General features: G+C 75.6%; 16 protein-coding genes. 8 read left to right on the forward strand and 8 right to left on the reverse strand.

The window, feature by feature from the left end:
• Positions 1-403: ANTAR domain-containing response regulator (locus BM414_RS16680; protein ID WP_139245910.1), on the forward strand; the 403-nt coding region annotated here is incomplete at its 5' end.
• A 138-nt stretch (positions 404-541) separates the two neighbouring features.
• Here BM414_RS16680 and BM414_RS16685 read toward each other — a convergent pair.
• Positions 542-1387: a PhzF family phenazine biosynthesis protein gene (locus tag BM414_RS16685; RefSeq protein WP_093581055.1), complete on the reverse strand. Its 846-nt coding sequence runs from the start codon at positions 1385-1387 to the stop codon at positions 542-544.
• A gap of 49 nt (positions 1388-1436) precedes the next feature.
• On the opposite strand from BM414_RS16685, the gene BM414_RS16690 reads away from it, so the two are divergent.
• Both BM414_RS16690 and BM414_RS16695 read left to right on the forward strand, forming a co-directional pair.
• Complete coding sequence (locus tag BM414_RS16690; RefSeq protein ID WP_093581057.1) at positions 1437-2000, forward strand: TetR/AcrR family transcriptional regulator; 564 nt, start codon at positions 1437-1439, stop codon at positions 1998-2000.
• Positions 2001-2035: 35 nt separating this feature from the next.
• Positions 2036-2605 carry a DUF4865 family protein gene (locus tag BM414_RS16695; protein ID WP_245784796.1) on the forward strand — a complete coding sequence of 190 codons (570 nt, stop codon included), beginning with the start codon at positions 2036-2038 and terminating at the stop codon, positions 2603-2605.
• A gap of 133 nt (positions 2606-2738) precedes the next feature.
• Here the strand turns inward: BM414_RS16695 and BM414_RS16700 are convergent, their stop codons facing one another.
• Positions 2739-4931 (reverse strand): MMPL family transporter, encoded by a 2193-nt coding sequence (locus tag BM414_RS16700; protein WP_093581061.1) that lies wholly within the window; start codon positions 4929-4931, stop codon positions 2739-2741.
• A gap of 6 nt (positions 4932-4937) precedes the next feature.
• Positions 4938-5537, reverse strand: a complete 600-nt coding sequence (locus BM414_RS16705; RefSeq protein WP_093581063.1) for a TetR/AcrR family transcriptional regulator — start codon at positions 5535-5537, stop codon at positions 4938-4940.
• A gap of 134 nt (positions 5538-5671) precedes the next feature.
• Between BM414_RS16705 and BM414_RS16710 the strand changes: the two genes are divergently transcribed.
• The 3 genes from BM414_RS16710 to amaB all read left to right on the forward strand — a co-directional run bounded on the left by BM414_RS16710 (position 5672) and on the right by amaB (position 9382).
• Positions 5672-6508, forward strand: a complete 837-nt coding sequence (locus BM414_RS16710; RefSeq protein WP_093581065.1) for an HpcH/HpaI aldolase/citrate lyase family protein — start codon at positions 5672-5674, stop codon at positions 6506-6508.
• An 89-nt stretch (positions 6509-6597) separates the two neighbouring features.
• The gene (locus BM414_RS16715; protein ID WP_217644767.1) at positions 6598-7764 is read left to right on the forward strand and encodes an NAD(P)/FAD-dependent oxidoreductase; all 1167 of its coding nucleotides are present in this window, start codon (positions 6598-6600) and stop codon (positions 7762-7764) included.
• 88 nt (positions 7765-7852) lie between these two features.
• A complete protein-coding gene (gene amaB, locus BM414_RS16720) occupies positions 7853-9382 on the forward strand; it encodes an L-piperidine-6-carboxylate dehydrogenase (RefSeq protein WP_093581067.1) in 1530 nt (509 codons plus the stop codon).
• 73 nt (positions 9383-9455) lie between these two features.
• Here the strand turns inward: amaB and BM414_RS16725 are convergent, their stop codons facing one another.
• The 5 genes from BM414_RS16725 to BM414_RS16745 all read right to left on the reverse strand — a co-directional run bounded on the left by BM414_RS16725 (position 9456) and on the right by BM414_RS16745 (position 15284).
• Complete coding sequence (locus tag BM414_RS16725; RefSeq protein ID WP_093581069.1) at positions 9456-10163, reverse strand: class I SAM-dependent methyltransferase; 708 nt, start codon at positions 10161-10163, stop codon at positions 9456-9458.
• A gap of 50 nt (positions 10164-10213) precedes the next feature.
• Positions 10214-11710, reverse strand: a complete 1497-nt coding sequence (locus tag BM414_RS16730; RefSeq protein ID WP_093581071.1) for a GGDEF domain-containing protein — start codon at positions 11708-11710, stop codon at positions 10214-10216.
• A 93-nt stretch (positions 11711-11803) separates the two neighbouring features.
• Entirely contained in the window at positions 11804-12742 is a 939-nt protein-coding gene (locus BM414_RS16735) for an alpha/beta hydrolase (RefSeq protein ID WP_093581073.1), read from the reverse strand.
• Between the two features lie 29 nt (positions 12743-12771).
• On the reverse strand, positions 12772-14694 hold the full coding sequence (locus BM414_RS16740; protein ID WP_093581268.1) for an alpha-amylase family protein: 1923 nt from the start codon (positions 14692-14694) through the stop codon (positions 12772-12774).
• A gap of 5 nt (positions 14695-14699) precedes the next feature.
• Positions 14700-15284, reverse strand: coding sequence for a TetR/AcrR family transcriptional regulator (locus tag BM414_RS16745; RefSeq protein WP_093581075.1), 585 nt, complete (start codon positions 15282-15284; stop codon positions 14700-14702).
• A gap of 81 nt (positions 15285-15365) precedes the next feature.
• Between BM414_RS16745 and BM414_RS16750 the strand changes: the two genes are divergently transcribed.
• Positions 15366-16178: a mycofactocin-coupled SDR family oxidoreductase gene (locus BM414_RS16750; RefSeq protein ID WP_093581077.1), complete on the forward strand. Its 813-nt coding sequence runs from the start codon at positions 15366-15368 to the stop codon at positions 16176-16178.
• Between the two features lies 1 nt (position 16179).
• Positions 16180-17022, forward strand: coding sequence for a patatin-like phospholipase family protein (locus BM414_RS16755; RefSeq protein WP_093581079.1), 843 nt, complete (start codon positions 16180-16182; stop codon positions 17020-17022).
• The last annotated feature ends 58 nt before the right edge of the window (positions 17023-17080 follow it).

Here is a 17080-nt window from a genome sequence, read left to right on the forward strand (position 1 = left end):
CGGCGCGCTGAACATCTACGCCCGCCGGGCCGACGCCTTCGACGAGGACGCCAGGGCTGCGGCCACCCGGTTCGGCCCGTACGCCGCGGTGGCAGCCGGCAACCTGCACGCCTACCGGAGCGCCCGCGACATGGCCGACAACCTGCAGGCCGCGCTCGAGTACCGCGCGGTGATCGACCAGGCCAAGGGTGTGCTGATCGAGCGCTACAAGATCACCCCCGACCAGGCGTTCCAGCTTCTCGCCCAGGCATCCATGCACGCCAACCGGAAGGTGCGCGACATCGCCGACGAGCTGGTGCACACCGGCGAGCTGCCCGTCGTCGTGCCACGCGGCGAGGGCGGGCGCCGCCGGCCGGGGCCGGCGTCCGGTCGCCCGGGGCCGGACGCGCCGCGACACTCCTGAGCAGCCGCCGGAGTTCCCCGGGGGGCCCCCGGCGGTCAGGCCTCGTCGCTCCAGAACCCGGGCGACGGGGCCGCCCCTCGTCGTCCTGCCCGGTACCGGGTCGGCCGGCCGGGAGCGGCTCGCCGGTGGTGCGCCGGGTCAGTCAGGGATGACGACGGCGGTGCCGCTGACCTCGATGCCGCCGGTCCCGGCCGGGACGTGCACCGACAGCGTGCTCGGCCGGCCCATGTCCGCGCCCTGCAGCACGGTTAGCCGGGCCGGAGCCTCGACGTGCCCGCTCTCGCGGAGGTAGCCGCCCAGGGCGGCCGCCGCGGCGCCGGTGGCGGGGTCCTCCACCACGCCGCCGGGCGGGAACGGGTTGCGGGCGTGGAAGGTGGCCGCCTCCTGCCGCCACACCAGCGCGACCGTCGTCCAGTCGCGCTCGGCCATCAGCCGCCTGAGCCCGGCCATGTCGTAGTCGAGGACGGCGAGCCGCTCGCGCGAGGCCAGCGCCAGCACCGGGTGCCAGGCGCCGGCGTAGGCGACGCGAGGTGGCAGGGCGGGGTCGAGGTCGTCCGCGGAGAGCCGCAGCAGCGCCAGGAGATCTCGCCGGTCGCCGTCGCCGAGCGCAACGGTCCGCGGCGGCACGCTCGTGAGCGTCGCCGTCCAGGCGCCGTCTGCCGTGCGCTCGGTGCGCACCGGCACGTCGCCCGCCCGGGTGCGCAGGTGCAGCGTCCCGGCGCCCTCGCGCTCGGCGTGGGCGACGGCGGTGGCGATCGTCGCGTGGCCGCAGAAGCTGACCTCGGCCAGCGGGCTGAAGTAGCGCGCGTCCAGCCCGTCGGGGCGGGGGAGCAGGAACGCCGTCTCGGAGAACCCGACGTCGGCGGCGATCGCCAGCATCTCGTCGTCGCGGAGGCCGGTCGCGTCCAGCACGACGCCGGCGGGGTTGCCGCCGGACGGGTCACCGCTGAACGCGACGTACCGCAGGACCTCGGGGTCGGGCATCGGGCCTCCTGTCACCATGTTGTACCTACTGGTATGTACGCTAGCACCCGTGAACGCACGGGAGCGACTGGTCGAGGCCGCGCAGGACCTGCTCTGGGAGCGGGGGTACGTGGGCACGAGCCCCCGCGCCATCCAGGACCGCGCCGGCGCCGGCCAGGGCAGCATGTACCACCACTTCACCGGCAAGGCCGACCTCGCGCGCACCGCCCTGCAGCGCACCGCCGACCGCGAGCGCGCCGGCGCGGAAGCGCTGCTGAGCGGGGACGGCACGGCGCTGGAGCGGCTGACCGGCTACCTGCGCCGCGAGCGGCAGGTGCTGCGCGGGTGCCCGGTCGGCCGGCACGCGCAGGACCCCGACCTGGTCGCCGACCCCGAGCTGAGGGCGCCGCTGGAGACGACCTTCGCGTGGCTGCGCGCCCGCCTGGCCGAGGTCGTGGCGGAGGGGCAGGAGGCGGGGGAGCTGCGCGCCGACGTCGACCCGGCAGCCGTCGCGGCCGCCCTCGTCGCGACCGTCCAGGGCGGCTACGTCCTGGCCCGCGCGGCCGGCCGCCCCGAGCCGTTCGAGGAGGCGACCGAGGGCGCCGTCGCGCTGCTCGCCGCCCTGGCCCGCTGAGTCCCACCCGACAGACAGGAGTCGACGTGCACGTCATGCAGTACGAGATCGGCCTGCCGGCCGACTACGACATGGGGGTGATCGAGCACCGGGTGGCCACCCGCGGCGCGGCCACCGACGACTTCCCGCACCTGGGCCTCAAGGCGTACGCGGTGCGCCGGAAGGGCCGGCACGGGTCGCCGGTCAACGCGTACGCGCCCTTCTACCTGTGGCGCGACCCCGCCGGCCTCGACGCCTTCCTCTACGGCCCCTTCCGCGCCATCACCGCGGACTTCGGCCGCCCGCCGGTCCGGCACTGGATCGGTGCGGCGTTCGAGCCCGGCCCGGCGACCGGCGCCCCGGCCTTCGCCACCCGCGAGCTGGTCGCGCTGCCCGACGACGTCCCGCCGGGCGAGGCGGTGGCCGAGGCCCTGCAGACGCCCGCGCCGGAGGACGACGGCTGGCACAGCCGCGCCGTGGCCGTCGACCCCGCGCGGTGGGAGCTCGTCCGCTTCACGCTCTGGACCGCCGCTCCCGACCGGGTGCCGGCCGGTGCGACGGCGTTCGACGTCCTGCACGCGAGCACGCCCTGCCTGGAGCAGCTGACGAGGGGACGGCTCTGGTGACGTGGGAGCGCTCCGTACCGACCGGTGTGCACGGAGGCACGGAGCCGCCGGGCTCGGCTGTCCGACGTCGCGGTCCGGACGCGGCACGGCCCGCCTCCCCGGGCGGGGAGGCGGGCCGTGGACCGTGTCGAGGTCAGTGCGGGTCGCCGACCAGCTCCGGCTCGCGGGTCGCGCCCGGGTCCTTGTCCAGCGCGGCGCCCTCGACGTCGACCGCGGGGAGCCAGCGCAGCCAGCGCGGCAGCCACCAGGCCCGCTCGCCGAGCAGTGCCAGCGCCGCGGGGACCAGCACCATCCGGACGACGAAGGCGTCGAACAGGATGCCGATGGCGAGTGCGAAGGCGATCGACTTGATCGTCGGCTCACCGGCCGGCACGAACCCGGCGAACACCGAGAACATGATCAGCGCGGCCGCCACGACGACCGGTGCGGCCTGCCGGAACCCGGTGCGGATCGAGTCCAGCGGCGAGGCGCCGTGGCTGTGCGCCTCGTGCATCCGCGAGACCAGGAACACCTGGTAGTCCATCGCCAGGCCGAACAGGATGCCGATCACCAGGATCGGCGTGAGGCTCAGCAGCGGGCCGGTGGTGTCGAGGTTGACCACGTCGGCCAGCCAGCCCCACTGGAACACCGCCACCGTGGCGCCGAGCGAGGCGCCGATGGTCAGCAGGAAGCCCAGGACGCCGACCAGCGGCACCAGCAGCGACCGGAAGACCAGCACCAGCAGGACCAGCGCCAGCCCGACGACGAGCAGCAGGTAAACCGGCAACGCCGCGTCCAGGCTCTGCGCGACGTCGACGCTCACCGCCGTCTGACCGGTCACCGAGGCCTCGACGCCGTCGAGGTCGCCCAGCTGCGCGCGCAGGTCGGCGACCAGCTGCTCGGTGGCCGGGGTGGTCGGGCCGGACTCGGGGATGACGTTGAGCAGCGCGGCGGTGCCGTCGGCGTTCGGGACGGGCGGCGCCACCAGCGCGACGTCGTCGAGCCCGCTGACGGTGCCCGCGGCCTGACCGGCGGCCTCGACGGCCCGGTCGCCCTCGAACAGCACGGTGATCGGGCCGTTGAAGCCCTCGCCGAAGCCCTCGGCCAGCAGGGCGTCGGCACGCGCCTGGGTGGTGCCCTCGCCGGGGGTCTGGATCAGCGTCGTCTGCATCGAGGCGACCGGGACGGCGACGACGCCGAGCGCGACGATGGCCAGCAGCAGCGACACCACCCGGTGCCGGCTGACGGTGGCCGCCCAGCCGGTGAGGAAGCCCCGGCCGCGCGCCGGCACCGGGGCGTCGGCGGTGGCCGCGGCGGTCGCCGCCCGGAGCTTCCTCGGCAGCACGCGCAGCCCGAGGAGGGACAGCACCGCCGGCACGAGCGTGAGCGCCACCAGCACGGCGACGACGATCGTGGCGGCTGCGGCCAGGCCCATCTGGGTCAGGAACGGGATGCCGGCGACGAAGAGGCCGGCCAGCGCGATGACGACGGTGAGGCCCGCCGTCACCACGGCCGAGCCGGCGGTCCCGACGGCCAGCCCGATGGACCGGCGGACGTCGGTGCCGCGCGCCAGCTCCTGCCGGTGCCGCGTGACGATGAACAGCGTGTAGTCGATGCCGACGGCGAGGCCGAGCATCGCGGCCAGGATCGGCGTGGTCGAGGACAGGCCGGTGAAGCCGGTGGCGATGGTGATGCCGAGGACGCCGACGCCCACGCCGACGAGTGCGGTCAGCAGGTTCATGCCGGCCACGACGAGGGCGCCGTAGGTGACGGCGAGGACGACGAGGGCGACGACGACGCCGATGGCCTCCGACGGGCCGCCGACGGCCGGCACCTCCTCGATCGCCTGGCCGGTGACCTCGACGGTCAGCCCGGTGTCGCGGGCGTCGTCGACGGCCTCCAGCAGCGCCTCCTGCTGCTCGGGCGTCACCCCGCCGGCCTGGGCGTCGTAGGTGACGGTGCTGTAGCCGGTGGTGAGGTACTGGTTGACAGACGGGGCCGCCGGGTCCAGCGGGTTGGTGGCCGAGACGACGCCGGGGAGCTCGGCCAGCGTGCCGGCCAGCCCGGTCAGCGCGGCGGCGTTCTCCGGGGTGGTCAGCGTGCCGCCCTCGGGAGCGGCGACGACGACCCGCGCCGACACGCCGCCGGCGACCTGGCCGAACTCCTCACCGATCCGCTCGAGCGCGGTCGTGGACTCCTGGCCGGGGATGGAGAAGCTGGTCGACGTCTCCCCGGAGAGCGTGACCGCACCGACGCCGCCGGCCACGAGGACGAGGAGCCACACGGCGAGGACGGCGAACCGGTGCCGTGCGGAGGATGTCCCGAGACGGGACAGCAGGACTGCCATGGACGATCAGGCCTCTGTCTGGGAGGGGTGGGATGGGGTCGCGCGCGGACGGCGGTGGCCGAGCGCGTCGAAGCACGTGCCGACGACGTAGGGCCGCCACGCGAGGGTCAGGTCCGCCTGCCGGGCGGCGAGGGTGAGGACGGCGAGCGCGCCGAGGGCACCGACGACCCGGACGCACCGCTCCGGGTCGGTGGTCTCCGGGTCGACGCCGAAGGCGGCCAGCGCCATGGCACCGGCCCCGTCGGTCAGCGACCCCTCGGCGCCGGGCTCGTCCCGGGTGGCCGGGGCGAGCAGGAACGCCACGACGCCGGGGTGGGCGAGGGCGACGTCGACCAGGACCTCGACGGCCCGGCGGTCGCGGGCCGCGCCCAGCGGCAGGTGCTCGACCTGGTCGAGCACCTGCCTGCCGAGCGTCTCCGCCTGGGCGAGCACGGCCTCGTGCAGGGCGTCCTTGCTGGGGTAGTGGTGCAGCAGTCCGGCCTTGGACAGCCCGACGGCGTCGGCAACGTCCTGCACCGAGGTCTTGGCGAAGCCGCGGCGGGCGAACAGGGCGGCGGCGCGGTCGAGGATGCCCTCGTCGATCTGCTGCCGGAACGGTCGCGCCACGCGACCACGGTACGACCGACCGACCGATCTGGTCGGTCGGCCACCCGAAGTGGTCGGCGTGCCGTCGCTCACAGCATGCCGCTGGCCGGGAGTCGTACCGCGGGACGCAGCGGGGCGCGGGCGAGGATGACGTCATGACGACACGACGGAGGGTCGGGCCGGCGGACGCACGCTCGTGGCTGCTGGTGAACGGCGCGCGGCCCGAGCTGTTCGACGAGCGGTACGCCTCGCGCGCCGACCAGGTGGTCCTGGACATCGAGGACGCCGTCGACCCGGCGCACAAGGACGAGGCCCGCGCCGGCGTCGTCGCCTGGCTCGCGGACGCCGCCCGCCCGGCCTGGGTGCGGATCAACGACCGCTCGACGCAGTGGTGGGAGGACGACGTCGCCGCGCTCGCGGGCCTGCCCGGGCTGGCCGGCGTGATGCTGGCCAAGACCGAGGCGGGCGCGCACGTCACCGAGACCTTCGACCGGCTCGGCGGCTCGACCCCGGTGCTCGCGCTTATGGAGTCGGCGCTCGGCATCGAGGAGGCGGTCACCGTCGCCCGGGCGCGCGGCGCGTTCCGGCTCGCGTTCGGCAGCGGCGACTACCGCCGGGACACCGGCACCAGCGCCGACGACCTGGCCATGGCCTACCCGCGCTCGCGGCTGGTCGTGGCCAGCCGGATCGGCGGCCTGCCCGGCCCGATCGACGGCCCGACCGTGAGCACCAGCCACCCGGTGCTGCGCGACCAGTCGGCGGTCACCGTCTCCCTCGGGCTCACCGGCAAGCTCTGCCTGGACCCCGACCAGGCGCCGGTGATCAACGAGGTGATCAGCCCCGCGCCGTCCGACGTCGTGTGGGCGCGGTCGTTCCTCGCCGACTTCGAGGCCCGCGGCCAGGTCATCCGCGACGGCAGCGACCTGCCCCGGCTGGGCCGCGCCCGCAAGATCGAGCGGCTGGCGGTCACCTTCGGCGTCGAACCCGCCTGATCTGCGGCGGGCCCGCGGCCGGACGTGGTGCCGCGGGCCCCGGAGGACGCAGGATGGGGGCCCGTCCCCGTCCGTGCAGGAGGTCCCCGGTGACCGGATCGTCGCGCCAGGTGCCCGCCTCGGCGTCCGTCGTGGTGATCGGCGGCGGGGTGATGGGGCTGGCCACCGCCTACGAGCTGGCGACGGCCGGCGTGCCCGACGTCGTCCTGCTCGACCGGGACGCGTTCGGCGCCGGCTCGACCTGCAAGGCGGCCGGCGGCGTGCGGGCGATGTTCTCCGACCCGCTCAACGTCGCCCTCGGCGCGCGCAGCCTGGAGACCTTCCGCGACTTCCCCGCCCGCTTCGGCCAGGAGATCGACTTCGCGCCGGTCGGGTACCTGTTCCTGCTGTCGACGCCGCAGGCGGTCGCCGACTTCGAGGCCGCCGTCGCGGTGCAGAACTCCCTCGGCGTGCCCAGCCGGATGGTCGACGTCGCCGAGGCGGTCCGGCTCTCCCCGCTGGTCGACGCCGACGGCCTGCTCGCCGCCGCGTTCTCACCCACCGACGGGCACTGCACGCCGGAATCGGTGGTGCTGGGTTACGCGTCGGCGGCCCGGCGCGCCGGGGCCACGCTGCTGCCGCAGTGCGCGGCCACCGGCATCGACGTCGACGGCGGGCGTATCACCGCGGTGCGCACCGCGGCCGGGACGATCCGCACGGACACGGTGGTCTGCGCCGCGGGCGCCTGGTCGGCCGAGGTCGGCGCCTGGACAGGGGTGGACCTGCCGGTGACCCCGCTGCGCCGCCAGGTGCTGGTGACCGAGCCGGTCCCGGGGCTGGACCCGCACACGCCGTTCACCATCGACTTCGAGACCTCCTTCTACTTCCACCGCGAGGGCCGGGGCCTGCTCATGGGCATGTCCGACCCCGACGAGACCCCCGGCTTCCGGCTGACCCGCTCCGACGCGTGGCTGCCCCGGCTCGCCGCGGCGATCGAGCGGCGCGCACCCGCGGTGGCCGGCGTCGGCGTGGCCAGCGGCTGGGCCGGCCTGTACGAGATGACGCCGGACCACAACGCGCTGATCGGCCGCGCCACCGACGTCGAGGGGTTCCTCTACGCCACCGGCTTCTCCGGCCACGGGTTCCTCATGGGCCCGGCGGTCGGCGAGGTCGTGCGCGACCTGTACCTCGGCGAGCAGCCGTTCGTCGACGTCTCGGGGCTCGACGTCCGCCGGTTCGCCGGCGACGGCGTCCGCCCCGAGCTCAACGTGGTGTGAGCAAGGACCACCCTGCCCCCGACCGCTCGCAGGCTCGCGGTGGGACCCTGCAGGGCGGCCGCCGCATCCGAACTCGAGGAGCACGTCTGTGACCACCCTGCCCACCGCCGAGGACCTCGCCCGCCTGGCGGCCGAGGCCGCCACCCGCTGCGGTGTCGACCTCGACGCCGTCGCGGGCGACGACTCGGTCACCTCGCCGGTCAACGGCCGGCGGATCGCCTCGGTCCGCCGGGACACCGCGGCCGACGTCGAGGCCGCCGTCGCGCGGGCCGGCGAGGCGTTCCGCACCTGGCGGACGGTCCCCGCGCCGGTCCGCGGTGCGCTGGTGCGCCGCCTCGGCGAGCTGCTGCGCGAGCACAAGGCCGACCTCGCCACCCTGGTGAGCACCGAGGTCGGCAAGATCACCTCCGAGGCGGCCGGTGAGGTCCAGGAGATGATCGACATCTGCGAGTTCGCCGTCGGGCTCTCGCGGCAGCTCTACGGCCGGACGATCAGCTCCGAGCGCCCCGGTCACCGGCTGATGGAGACCTGGCACCCGCTCGGCGTCGTCGGCGTGATCAGCGCCTTCAACTTCCCGGTCGCCGTGTGGTCGTGGAACACCGCCATCGCCCTGGTCTGCGGCGACCCGGTCGTGTGGAAGCCCTCGGAGCTGGCGCCGCTGTCGGCGCTGGCCTCCGCCGCCCTGCTCGACCGGGCGATCGCCGAGACCGGCGCGCCCGAGGGGCTCAGCCAGGTGGTGCTCGGCGGCGCCGACGTCGGCGAGGCCCTGGTGGCGTCGCCCGGGGTGGCCCTGCTCAGCGCCACCGGCTCGACGCGGATGGGCCGGCTGGTCGGGCCGCGGGTGGCCGACCGCTTCGGCCGGTCGCTGCTCGAGCTCGGCGGCAACAACGCCGCGATCGTCACGCCGTCGGCCGACCTCGACCTGGCCACCCGCGGCATCGTCTTCTCCGCCGCCGGCACCGCCGGGCAGCGCTGCACCACGATGCGCCGGCTGATCGCGCACGTCGACGTCGTCGACGCCCTGACCGAGCGGGTCACGGCCGCCTACCGCGCGCTGCCGATCGGCTCGCCGCTGGAGCCCGGCACGCTCGTCGGCCCGCTGATCCACGACGCCGCGTACAAGGCGATGCAGGACGCGCTCGAGGCGGCGCGGCAGCAGGGCGGGGAGGTGCTCGCCGGCGGCGGGCGGCGGCTGGCCGATGACGCACCGGACGCGTACTACGCCGAGCCGGCGCTGGTCCGGATGCCCGGGCAGACCGACATCGTCCGGCAGGAGACCTTCGCGCCGGTCCTGTACGTGCTGCCCTACCGGACGCTGGAGGAGGCCGTCGCGCTCAACAACGACGTGCCGCAGGGGCTGTCGTCGAGCATCTTCACCTCCGACCAGGCCGAGGCCGAGCGGTTCCTCGCCGCCGACGGCTCCGACTGCGGCATCGCCAACGTCAACATCGGCACCTCGGGCGCCGAGATCGGCGGCGCGTTCGGCGGGGAGAAGCACACCGGCGGCGGACGTGAGTCGGGGTCCGACGCGTGGAAGGGCTACATGCGCCGGGCCACCAACACGATCAACTTCTCCGGTGAGCTGCCGCTCGCGCAGGGGGTCGAGTTCCCCATCTGACGCCGCGGACGGTGTGCGCTGACGCGGCATCCCACGGGCGGGAACGCGGCCGCGGCGCACACCGTCCCCTCGGCTACACGGCGGTGGCGGTGAGGAAGGTGCAGACGCCGTCGCCGGAGGTCGCGCGCTGCCGGATGCCCAGCAGCCACAGCGCGGCCATCTCCACCCGGTACGCCGCGCGCATGGGCCCGCGGTAAAAGGTGTCGCCGGCGGTGGTGACCTCGACGTCGTCGAACCCGGCCAGCCGCACGTGCTCGGTGAGCATCCAGTCCGGCAGCAGCGTGATGTGCCCGGGGGAGTGGTAGAGCCGCGGGCCGAAGACGTACGGCGCACCGCGCAGCAGCGTGAGCAGCCGCGAGTGGGGGTGGGTGACGTTGGGCGTGCTCACCAGCAGCCGGCCGCCGGGGCGCAGCAGCGCGCGGACGGAGCGCAGCACCTGCCGCGGGTTCTCCACGTGCTCCAGCGTCTCCACGCAGACCACCAGGTCGAACGGTCCGCGGGTGTCCTCGGTCCACTCGGGGTCGTCGAGGTCGAGGCGGGCGATCCAGTCGTGCGGCGGGTCCAGGTCGGTGGGGACGACGTCGACCCCCGCGTCCCGCAGCCGCAGCGCGAGGGCGCCGCACCCGGAGCCGACCTCGAGCACCCGGCCGCCGTCGGGCAGCAGCGACCGGGCGAGGTCCGCGGCGTACTCGTGCACGCCCGGGGCGGCGTGGATGCCGTGCCCCCGGTAGTCACGGACAGCGGGGGTACGACGCCCGTCCCGGCGCACGACGTCGGTCACCCGTCCACCCTGTCACCCGTCCGGGCCCGGCGCCCGGGCGGGAGCAGAGGTCAGACGGGGACGCCGTGGTGCACGACGCGGCCCTTGCCGGCGCGCTTGGCCGTGTACATGGCGCCGTCGGCGCGGGCCATGAGCTCGTCGGCGCCCGCCGCGGCGTCGCCGGCGGACAGCGACACCACGCCGGTGCTGGCACCCACCGCGCGCAGGCTCCCGGCGACGGGGAAGGGCAGGTCCATCGCGGCCGCGATCCGGGCGGCGGCCTCCCGCGCGTCGCCGCCGTCCTCGAGCAGCGCGGCGAACTCGTCGCCGCCGAGCCGGGCCACCGTGTCGCCGCCGCGCAGCGCTCCGCGCAGCCGTCCCGCGACGTGCCGCAGCAGGTCGTCACCGGCGGCGTGGCCGAGGGTGTCGTTGACCGACTTGAAGTCGTCGAGGTCGAGGAACACGACGGCGATCGGCCGCCCGTCGCGGGCGTGCAGCGAGAGGGCGTGCTCGAGCCGGTCGAGGAACAGCGACCGGTTGGCCAGGCCGGTGAGCGGATCGGAGAAGGCCAGCTGCCGCAGCTGCGCCTCGCGGACGGCGAGGTCGTCGGCCAGACGGACGTTCTCGCGCACGGTCCCGTACTGGCGGGCCAGCAGTGCGGCGATGACCAGGGCGACGACGAGCTCCTCGGCCTGCTGCAGCGTGGTCCCCGACAGCGAGCGCGTGAGGGCCACGCCGAGGGCGAGGGTGACCGGGACGTAGGGCAGCAGGGAGGCCGCCGCGCTGGTGCGGCGGGCGACGCGGTCGCCGGCGCCTGCCGGCACGGTGGGGCGGCACAGACCGGCGACCGCGAGCAGCACGAAGGCCGCCGTCCACCCCGTGTCCACGCTGCCGCCGTCGTACGTGCTCGTGGCGCCCAAGTAGGTGAACGTGCTGTCGGCCAGCGACAGCGCGGTGAGGCCCGCGGCGACGAGGTTGAGCGGCCGGCGGTCACCGGCCGTGCGGGTCACCAGCAGGATGGCCAGGACCACCAGGACGACGTCGGCGACCGGGTAGGCGGCCAGCAGCAGCCGGACGGCGACGCCGTGGCCGGTGTCCTCGCGCAGCACGGCGCCCAGCGCCGTCTGCCAGCTGACCAGACCGACCGCGCCGGCGGTCATCACCGCGTCGAGGCAGCGCTGCCAGCGGCCGGTGCGTCCCCCGTCGGCGGGGTGGACGACGAGGGCGAGGACGGCCAGGACGGCGAAGCCGAGGAAGCCGACGTCGGCCAGCGAGGGGAAGGGCGCCTGCCCGCGGGCGGCGAGTACGGCCCAGTACGCCTGGCCGAGGCACCAGCACGCGCAGGCCGCCGCCAGCAGGCCCCACGCCGCCCGCATGCGCCGGCCCGTGGACCGCGACGCGTGCCGGAGGGTGCTCAGCGCGGCAGCGCCGGAGGCCAGGGTCTGCAGCAGGTCGGACACCGGGGTCGCGGCCGCGTCGGGCAGGAGGACGGTGGCGAGCACGCCGGCCGCGCCGACCCCCAGGAGCAGCGCGCCCAGGCGGCGGGCGTGGACGGCAGGCCGGGCCACGGTGCGCTCCTCTCGTCGGCAGGCGTCTTTCGATGAGATCGGCGCACCGCGGCGGCGGCCACATGCCCCGTCGGGGTGAGGACCCCCGGCGGCTCAGGCTGCGAAGGCAGCCGACTGCTCGGCGCAGAGCTCGGCCAGGGCCTGCGGCGCCGAGCGGCACAGCCGCGGGAACGCGAGGAACCCGTGCGGCATGCCGACGTACTCGGTCAGCCGGACCGGCACGCCGGCGTCGCGCAGCACCCCGGCGTAGCGCACGCCGTCGTCGCGGATCGGGTCGTGCTCGGCCACCTGCACCAGCGCGGGCGGCAGGCCGGAGTGGTCGGCGGCGAACAGCGGCGAGGCGTGCGGGTGGTGCGGGTCCTGGCCGCCGAGGTAGTGGTCGCGGAAGGCGAGGCAGTCGGCCCTGGTCAGGATCGGCGCGGAGGCGTTCTCGTCGATCGAGGGGCTGCTCATCGTGAGGTCGACCGACGGGTACACCAGCCCCTGGTGCACGATCCGCGGGCCGGAGCGCTCACGGGCCAGCAGGGAGACGACCGCGGCCAGGTTCCCCCCGGCGCTGTCGCCCATCACCGCGACCCGGCTCGCGTCCGTGCCGAACTCCTCCGCCCGCGCCACCACGTCGGCCAGCGCGCAGTAGCAGTCCTCCGCCGCGGCCGGCCAGCGGTACCCGGGCGCCAGCCGGTAGTCCACCGAGACCACGACGGCGCCGACCGTGGCCGCCACGTTGCTGCACAGCCAGTCGGCCGAGTCGAGGTTGCCGAGCGTCCACCCGCCGCCGTGGAAGTTCACGACCAGCGGCAGCGGGCCGCGCGCGCCCTCGGGCCGGTAGGTGCGCACGGGCACGGGGCCCATCTCGCCGCGCGCCGTCCCGTCGGTGAGCCGGACGCCGCGGGCCACGCCGCCCAGCAGCAGGTCGGTGACCGGGTTGTGCGGGACCGACCGAGACTGGGCCCTGCGCAGCCGCTCGTCGTCCATCGACGAGATCGACATCCGGCGGAGCAGCCGGCCGAGCAGCCGCACCCGCAGGTCCATCCGTGCCACGTGTCCTCCTGTGGAGTGGGTCAGGGTTCGGCGTACCAGGCCCAGCCGAGCCCGGGGACGACGAGCCGGCCGTCCTCGACCGGCAGGGCGCCGTCGCTGCCGGCGACGCACGGGAAGGTGCCGAAGCCGGTGACGGTGTCGGCGTCCACGGTCTGCGGCCGCGCGCTCACGTTGGCCAGCCCGACGAACGTGCCGCCGCGCGGGTGCCGGCGGCGCCAGACCAGGACGGCGTCGCTGCCGGCGTCGACCACCTCGGACTCCGTGCCGCCGGCGAGCGCGGGCTGTCCCCGCCGGGCATCGGCGAGCCGGCGCACCAGCGCCGTCACCCGGCCCTCGAGGCTGCGCGGGTCGCCGGCGCGGGCGGTGGCGGCCCAGTCCAGCGGCGGGCGGTGCATCCACCGGTTGTCCGGGGCGAGCGCGGGGTCGGCGAGGTAACCGGCGTCGTTGCGCTGGGCCAGCTCGTCGCCGGAGTAGAGCAGCGGGATGCCGCCGAAGCCGTAGACCACCGCGTACAGCAGCCCGAGCCGGCGCAGGCCCGCCTCGAGCGCCGCGTCGTCGCCGCGGTCGAGGGCGTCCTCGATGCCGCACAGCGACGCCGTCGTCCCCGAGATCCGGGCGTCGCCGGTGGCCTCGTTCTCCTGGAACAGCGCGCCGCGGGCGACGAAGGAGCCCACGAAGCGGCCGGAGTAGAAGTCGTTGAGGAACCGGCGGTGGGCGAACCCGTCGAGACCGACCGCGGCGGCGTCGGCGTCGGTGACCGCCCAGCCGATGTCGTCGTGCCCGCGGACGTAGGTGCACCAGGTGGTCGCCGGCGGGATCGGCCGCATCCGGCCCAGCGCCTGGCGGGCCAGCCGGGCGTCGCCGGTGGCCAGGCTGCTCCACAGCAGCACCATGAGCTGGTTGTGGTAGGCCAGCTCGCACTCGGGCCGGTAGCGCTCGTGCGCGCCGAGGTACTGCACCAGGTCGTCGGGGGCGACGATCGCCTCGGCCTTGAACACCACCCCGGGAGCTGCCACCCGGGTCAGCGCGTGCAGCAGCTGCAACAGGACGTGGGCCTCGGGCAGGTTCTGGCCAGTGGTGCCCAGCCGCTTCCACATGAACGGGACGGCGTCCATGCGGAAGACGTCGACGCCGCGGTTGGCCAGCCAGGTGATCTCGCCGAGCACCGCCAGCGTCACCTCGGGGTTGGTGTAGTCGAGGTCCCACTGGTACGGCCAGAACGTCGTCCACACCCAGCCGCCGGCGCCGCCGAGGGCCTCGGGCACCCAGCTGAACGAGCCCGGCGCCCGGTCGGGGAAGACCTCGGGGATCGTGGCGTCGTAGGCGTCGGGGAGCTGCCGGTCGGGGAAGGCGGTGTAGAAGCCCGCGTACGCCGGGTCGCCGGCCAGCCAGCCCCGCGCCCACCGGTGCTCGCGGGCGGTGTGGTTGAGGACCAGGTCGATGCACAGGCTCATGCCGCGCCCGTGCAGCGTCGCGGCCACCGCCTCGAGGTCGGCCATGGTGCCCAGCCGGGGGTCGACGGCGCGGTAGTCGGCCACCGCGTACCCGCCGTCGTTCTCGCCCTCGCGCGGGCGCAGCAGCGGCATGAGGTGCAGGTAGGTGGTGCCCAGCGCCTCGAGGTGGTCCAGCTTCCCGGGCAACTCGCGCAGGGTGCCGCAGAAGCGGTCGACGTAGCAGACGTAGCCCTGCACCCGCGGCGACTGGAACCACCCCGGGTCGATCTCGCGGCGGCGGTCCAGCCGGCGCAGCGCCGTGGGCCGCTCGGCGGCGGCCTGCAGGGCGGTGCGCAGCGCCCGGCCGAGCAGGTCGCCGGCCCGGTCGCCGTAGAGGCGCTCCAGAGCGGCGGCGACGTCGGGCAGGACCAGGCCCGCCCGCGCCAGGAAGGCGTCGGCCTCGTCCTCCCCGAGTGCGGCGGCCGCCTCGTCGGCCAGCCCTGGCGGCATCCCCGTCACGTCTCCTCCGTCCCCGGCCGGCGCACGGTCACCGCGGCCAGTGCCCGGTCGGTCAGGCGCACGAACTCCTCCGCCGGCGTGGCCGGGTCCCAGGTCAGGAACGCCACCCCGAGCGCCGCACCCGCCGTCGCGGACAGCAGGCGCGCACCCAGCGGGTCGTCAGGGAAGCGCCGGGACGCCCAGGCCTCCAGCGCGGTCTCCACGTGCCGGTGCACCTGCACCGGGTAGTCACGCAGCTCCCCGGACGCCGCCACGAGGCGGTAGACGACCAGCGTGTCCGGCGGACCCCACCGCACGAACGACGCGCAGATCCACCGCAGGTCCGCCCACGGGTCGCCGGTGACCGGTGCCTCCTCGGTGAGGCGCTCCAGCCGGCCGGCCAGCTCGGGATCGGGGTCGAACAGCGCCGCGGTCTTGGTGGGGAAGTAGTTGAAGAACGTCCGGCGGGAGGTGCCGGCGGCCGCGGCCACGTCGTCGACGGTGACCGCGGCGAAGCCGCGCTCCGTGACCAGCCGGACCGTCGCCTCGCGCAGCGCCCGCCAGGTGGCCAGGCGGGAGGCCTCCCGCGCGGACTGCGTCACGGCGTCGACCCTAGGACCTTGCACTGAGTGCAAACTACTCCTACCGTGACCCGCGTCATACAGCCGGTCGAGGAGGCAGCAGTGGCAGGACGGGTCGAGGGCAAGGTCGCGCTGGTCACGGGCGCGGCACGGGGGCAGGGCCGGGCGCACGCCGTCCGGCTGGCGGCGGAGGGCGCCGACGTCGTGGTGGTCGACGTCTGCGGGCAGCTGCCCGACGTCACGTATCCGTCCGCGAGCGAGGAGGACCTCGACGAGACGGTGCGGCAGGTCGAGGCGCAGGACCGCCGCGCGGTGTCCGCCGTCGTCGACGTCCGCGACCTCGCCGGGCTGAAGGAGGCCGCCGGCCGCGGCGTGGCCGAGCTGGGCCGTCTCGACGTCGTCGTCGCCAACGCCGGCATCTGCAGCCCGCGCCCCTGGGACCAGGTCGCGCCGGAGGTCTTCGCCAACACCCTCGACGTCAACGTGACCGGCGTGTGGAACACCGTCATGGCCACCGCGCCGCACCTGGCCTCGGCCGGCGGCTCGATCGTGCTGGTCAGCTCGGCGGCGGGGCTCAAGGTGCAGCCGTTCATGGTCCACTACACGACCAGCAAGTGGGCCGTGCGCGGCATGGCCAAGGCCTTCGCCACCGAGCTGGCCAAGCACTCGATCCGGGTCAACAGCCTGCACCCGACCGGCGTCGCGACGCCGATGGGCGAGGGCGACATGCAGGCCACCCTGGGCGCGGCGATGGCCGGTGACCCGAGACTGGCGCCCATGTTCAGCAACCTGCTGCCCGTCCAGGTCACCCAGCCCGAGGACGTCGCCGACGTCGTCCTGTTCCTCGCCTCCGACGAGTCCCGCTACGTCACCGCGCACGAGATGGCCGTCGACGCCGGCGTCTCGGAGTTCTGAGGTGGGTCGCGCACTCGTCCTCGGCGGCGGCGGCATCGCCGGGATCGCGTGGGAGATCGGCCTGCTGTCCGGGCTGGCCGCCTCCGGCGTGGACCTCCGCGACGCCGACCTCGTGGTGGGCACCTCGGCCGGCTCGATCGTGGGCACCCTGCTGCGCACCGGCTCCGACCTCGAGGAGCTCTACGAGGCGCAGCTGGGCCCGGTGCCGGCCACCGAGCGGGCCGTGCCGTTCGACGGCGCGGCCTTCTTCGCCGGCGTCGCGGCCGCCCTGGCCGGCGCGACGGGGCAGCAGGACGCGCGGGCCCGGATCGGCGCGCTCGCGCTGCGGGCGCAGACGATGCCGGAGTCGGAGCGCCGGGCGGTCATCGGCGGGCGCATCGGGACGCCGGAGTGGCCCGCGCAGCGGCTCGTCCTGACCGTCGTCGACACCGCCGACGGGGAGTTCCTCGCCGTCGACCGCGACACCGGCTTCCCGCTGCTGGACGCCGTCGCCGCCTCGTGCGCGGTGCCCGCCGTCTACCCGCCGATCACCATCGGCGGACGGCGGTTCATGGACGGCGGCATGCGCTCGGCCACCAACGCCGACCTCGCCGCCGGCTGCGACACGGTGCTCGTCGTCGCGCCGATGGCCGGGATCGCCGGCAGCCCGCTCGGCCCCTCGCTGGACGACGAGATGGCCGCGCTGCGCCGCGACGGCGAGGCACACCTGGTGCTCGCCGACGGGACCGCGGTGCAGGCCTTCGGCACCAACCCGCTCGACCCCGCCACCCGCGAGCCAAGTGCCCGCGCCGGCCGCGCCCAGGCCGAGCGGGTGGCCGAGGAGATCCGCGCCTTCTGGGCCTGAGGGGTGCGGGCGCCCGTCGTCGACCTGCGGTCGTCCCCCGCGGCCTGAGACGGCCGCG

This window comes from Geodermatophilus amargosae (genome assembly GCF_900116515.1).
In the GTDB taxonomy this organism is placed as follows: domain Bacteria; phylum Actinomycetota; class Actinomycetes; order Mycobacteriales; family Geodermatophilaceae; genus Geodermatophilus; species Geodermatophilus amargosae.

Bases quoted from the DNA above. Each gene is read 5' to 3' on its own strand.
- BM414_RS16685 (WP_093581055.1), bottom strand. From the start codon at position 1,387: ATGCCCGACCCCGAGGTCCTGCGGTACGTCGCGTTCAGCGGTGACCCG.
- BM414_RS16695 (WP_245784796.1), top strand. From the start codon at position 2,036: ATGCAGTACGAGATCGGCCTGCCGGCCGACTACGACATGGGGGTGATC.
- BM414_RS16700 (WP_093581061.1), bottom strand. From the start codon at position 4,931: ATGGCAGTCCTGCTGTCCCGTCTCGGGACATCCTCCGCACGGCACCGG.
- BM414_RS16710 (WP_093581065.1), top strand. From the start codon at position 5,672: ATGACGACACGACGGAGGGTCGGGCCGGCGGACGCACGCTCGTGGCTG.
- BM414_RS16735 (WP_093581073.1), bottom strand. From the start codon at position 12,742: ATGGACCTGCGGGTGCGGCTGCTCGGCCGGCTGCTCCGCCGGATGTCG.
- BM414_RS16740 (WP_093581268.1), bottom strand. From the start codon at position 14,694: ATGCCGCCAGGGCTGGCCGACGAGGCGGCCGCCGCACTCGGGGAGGAC.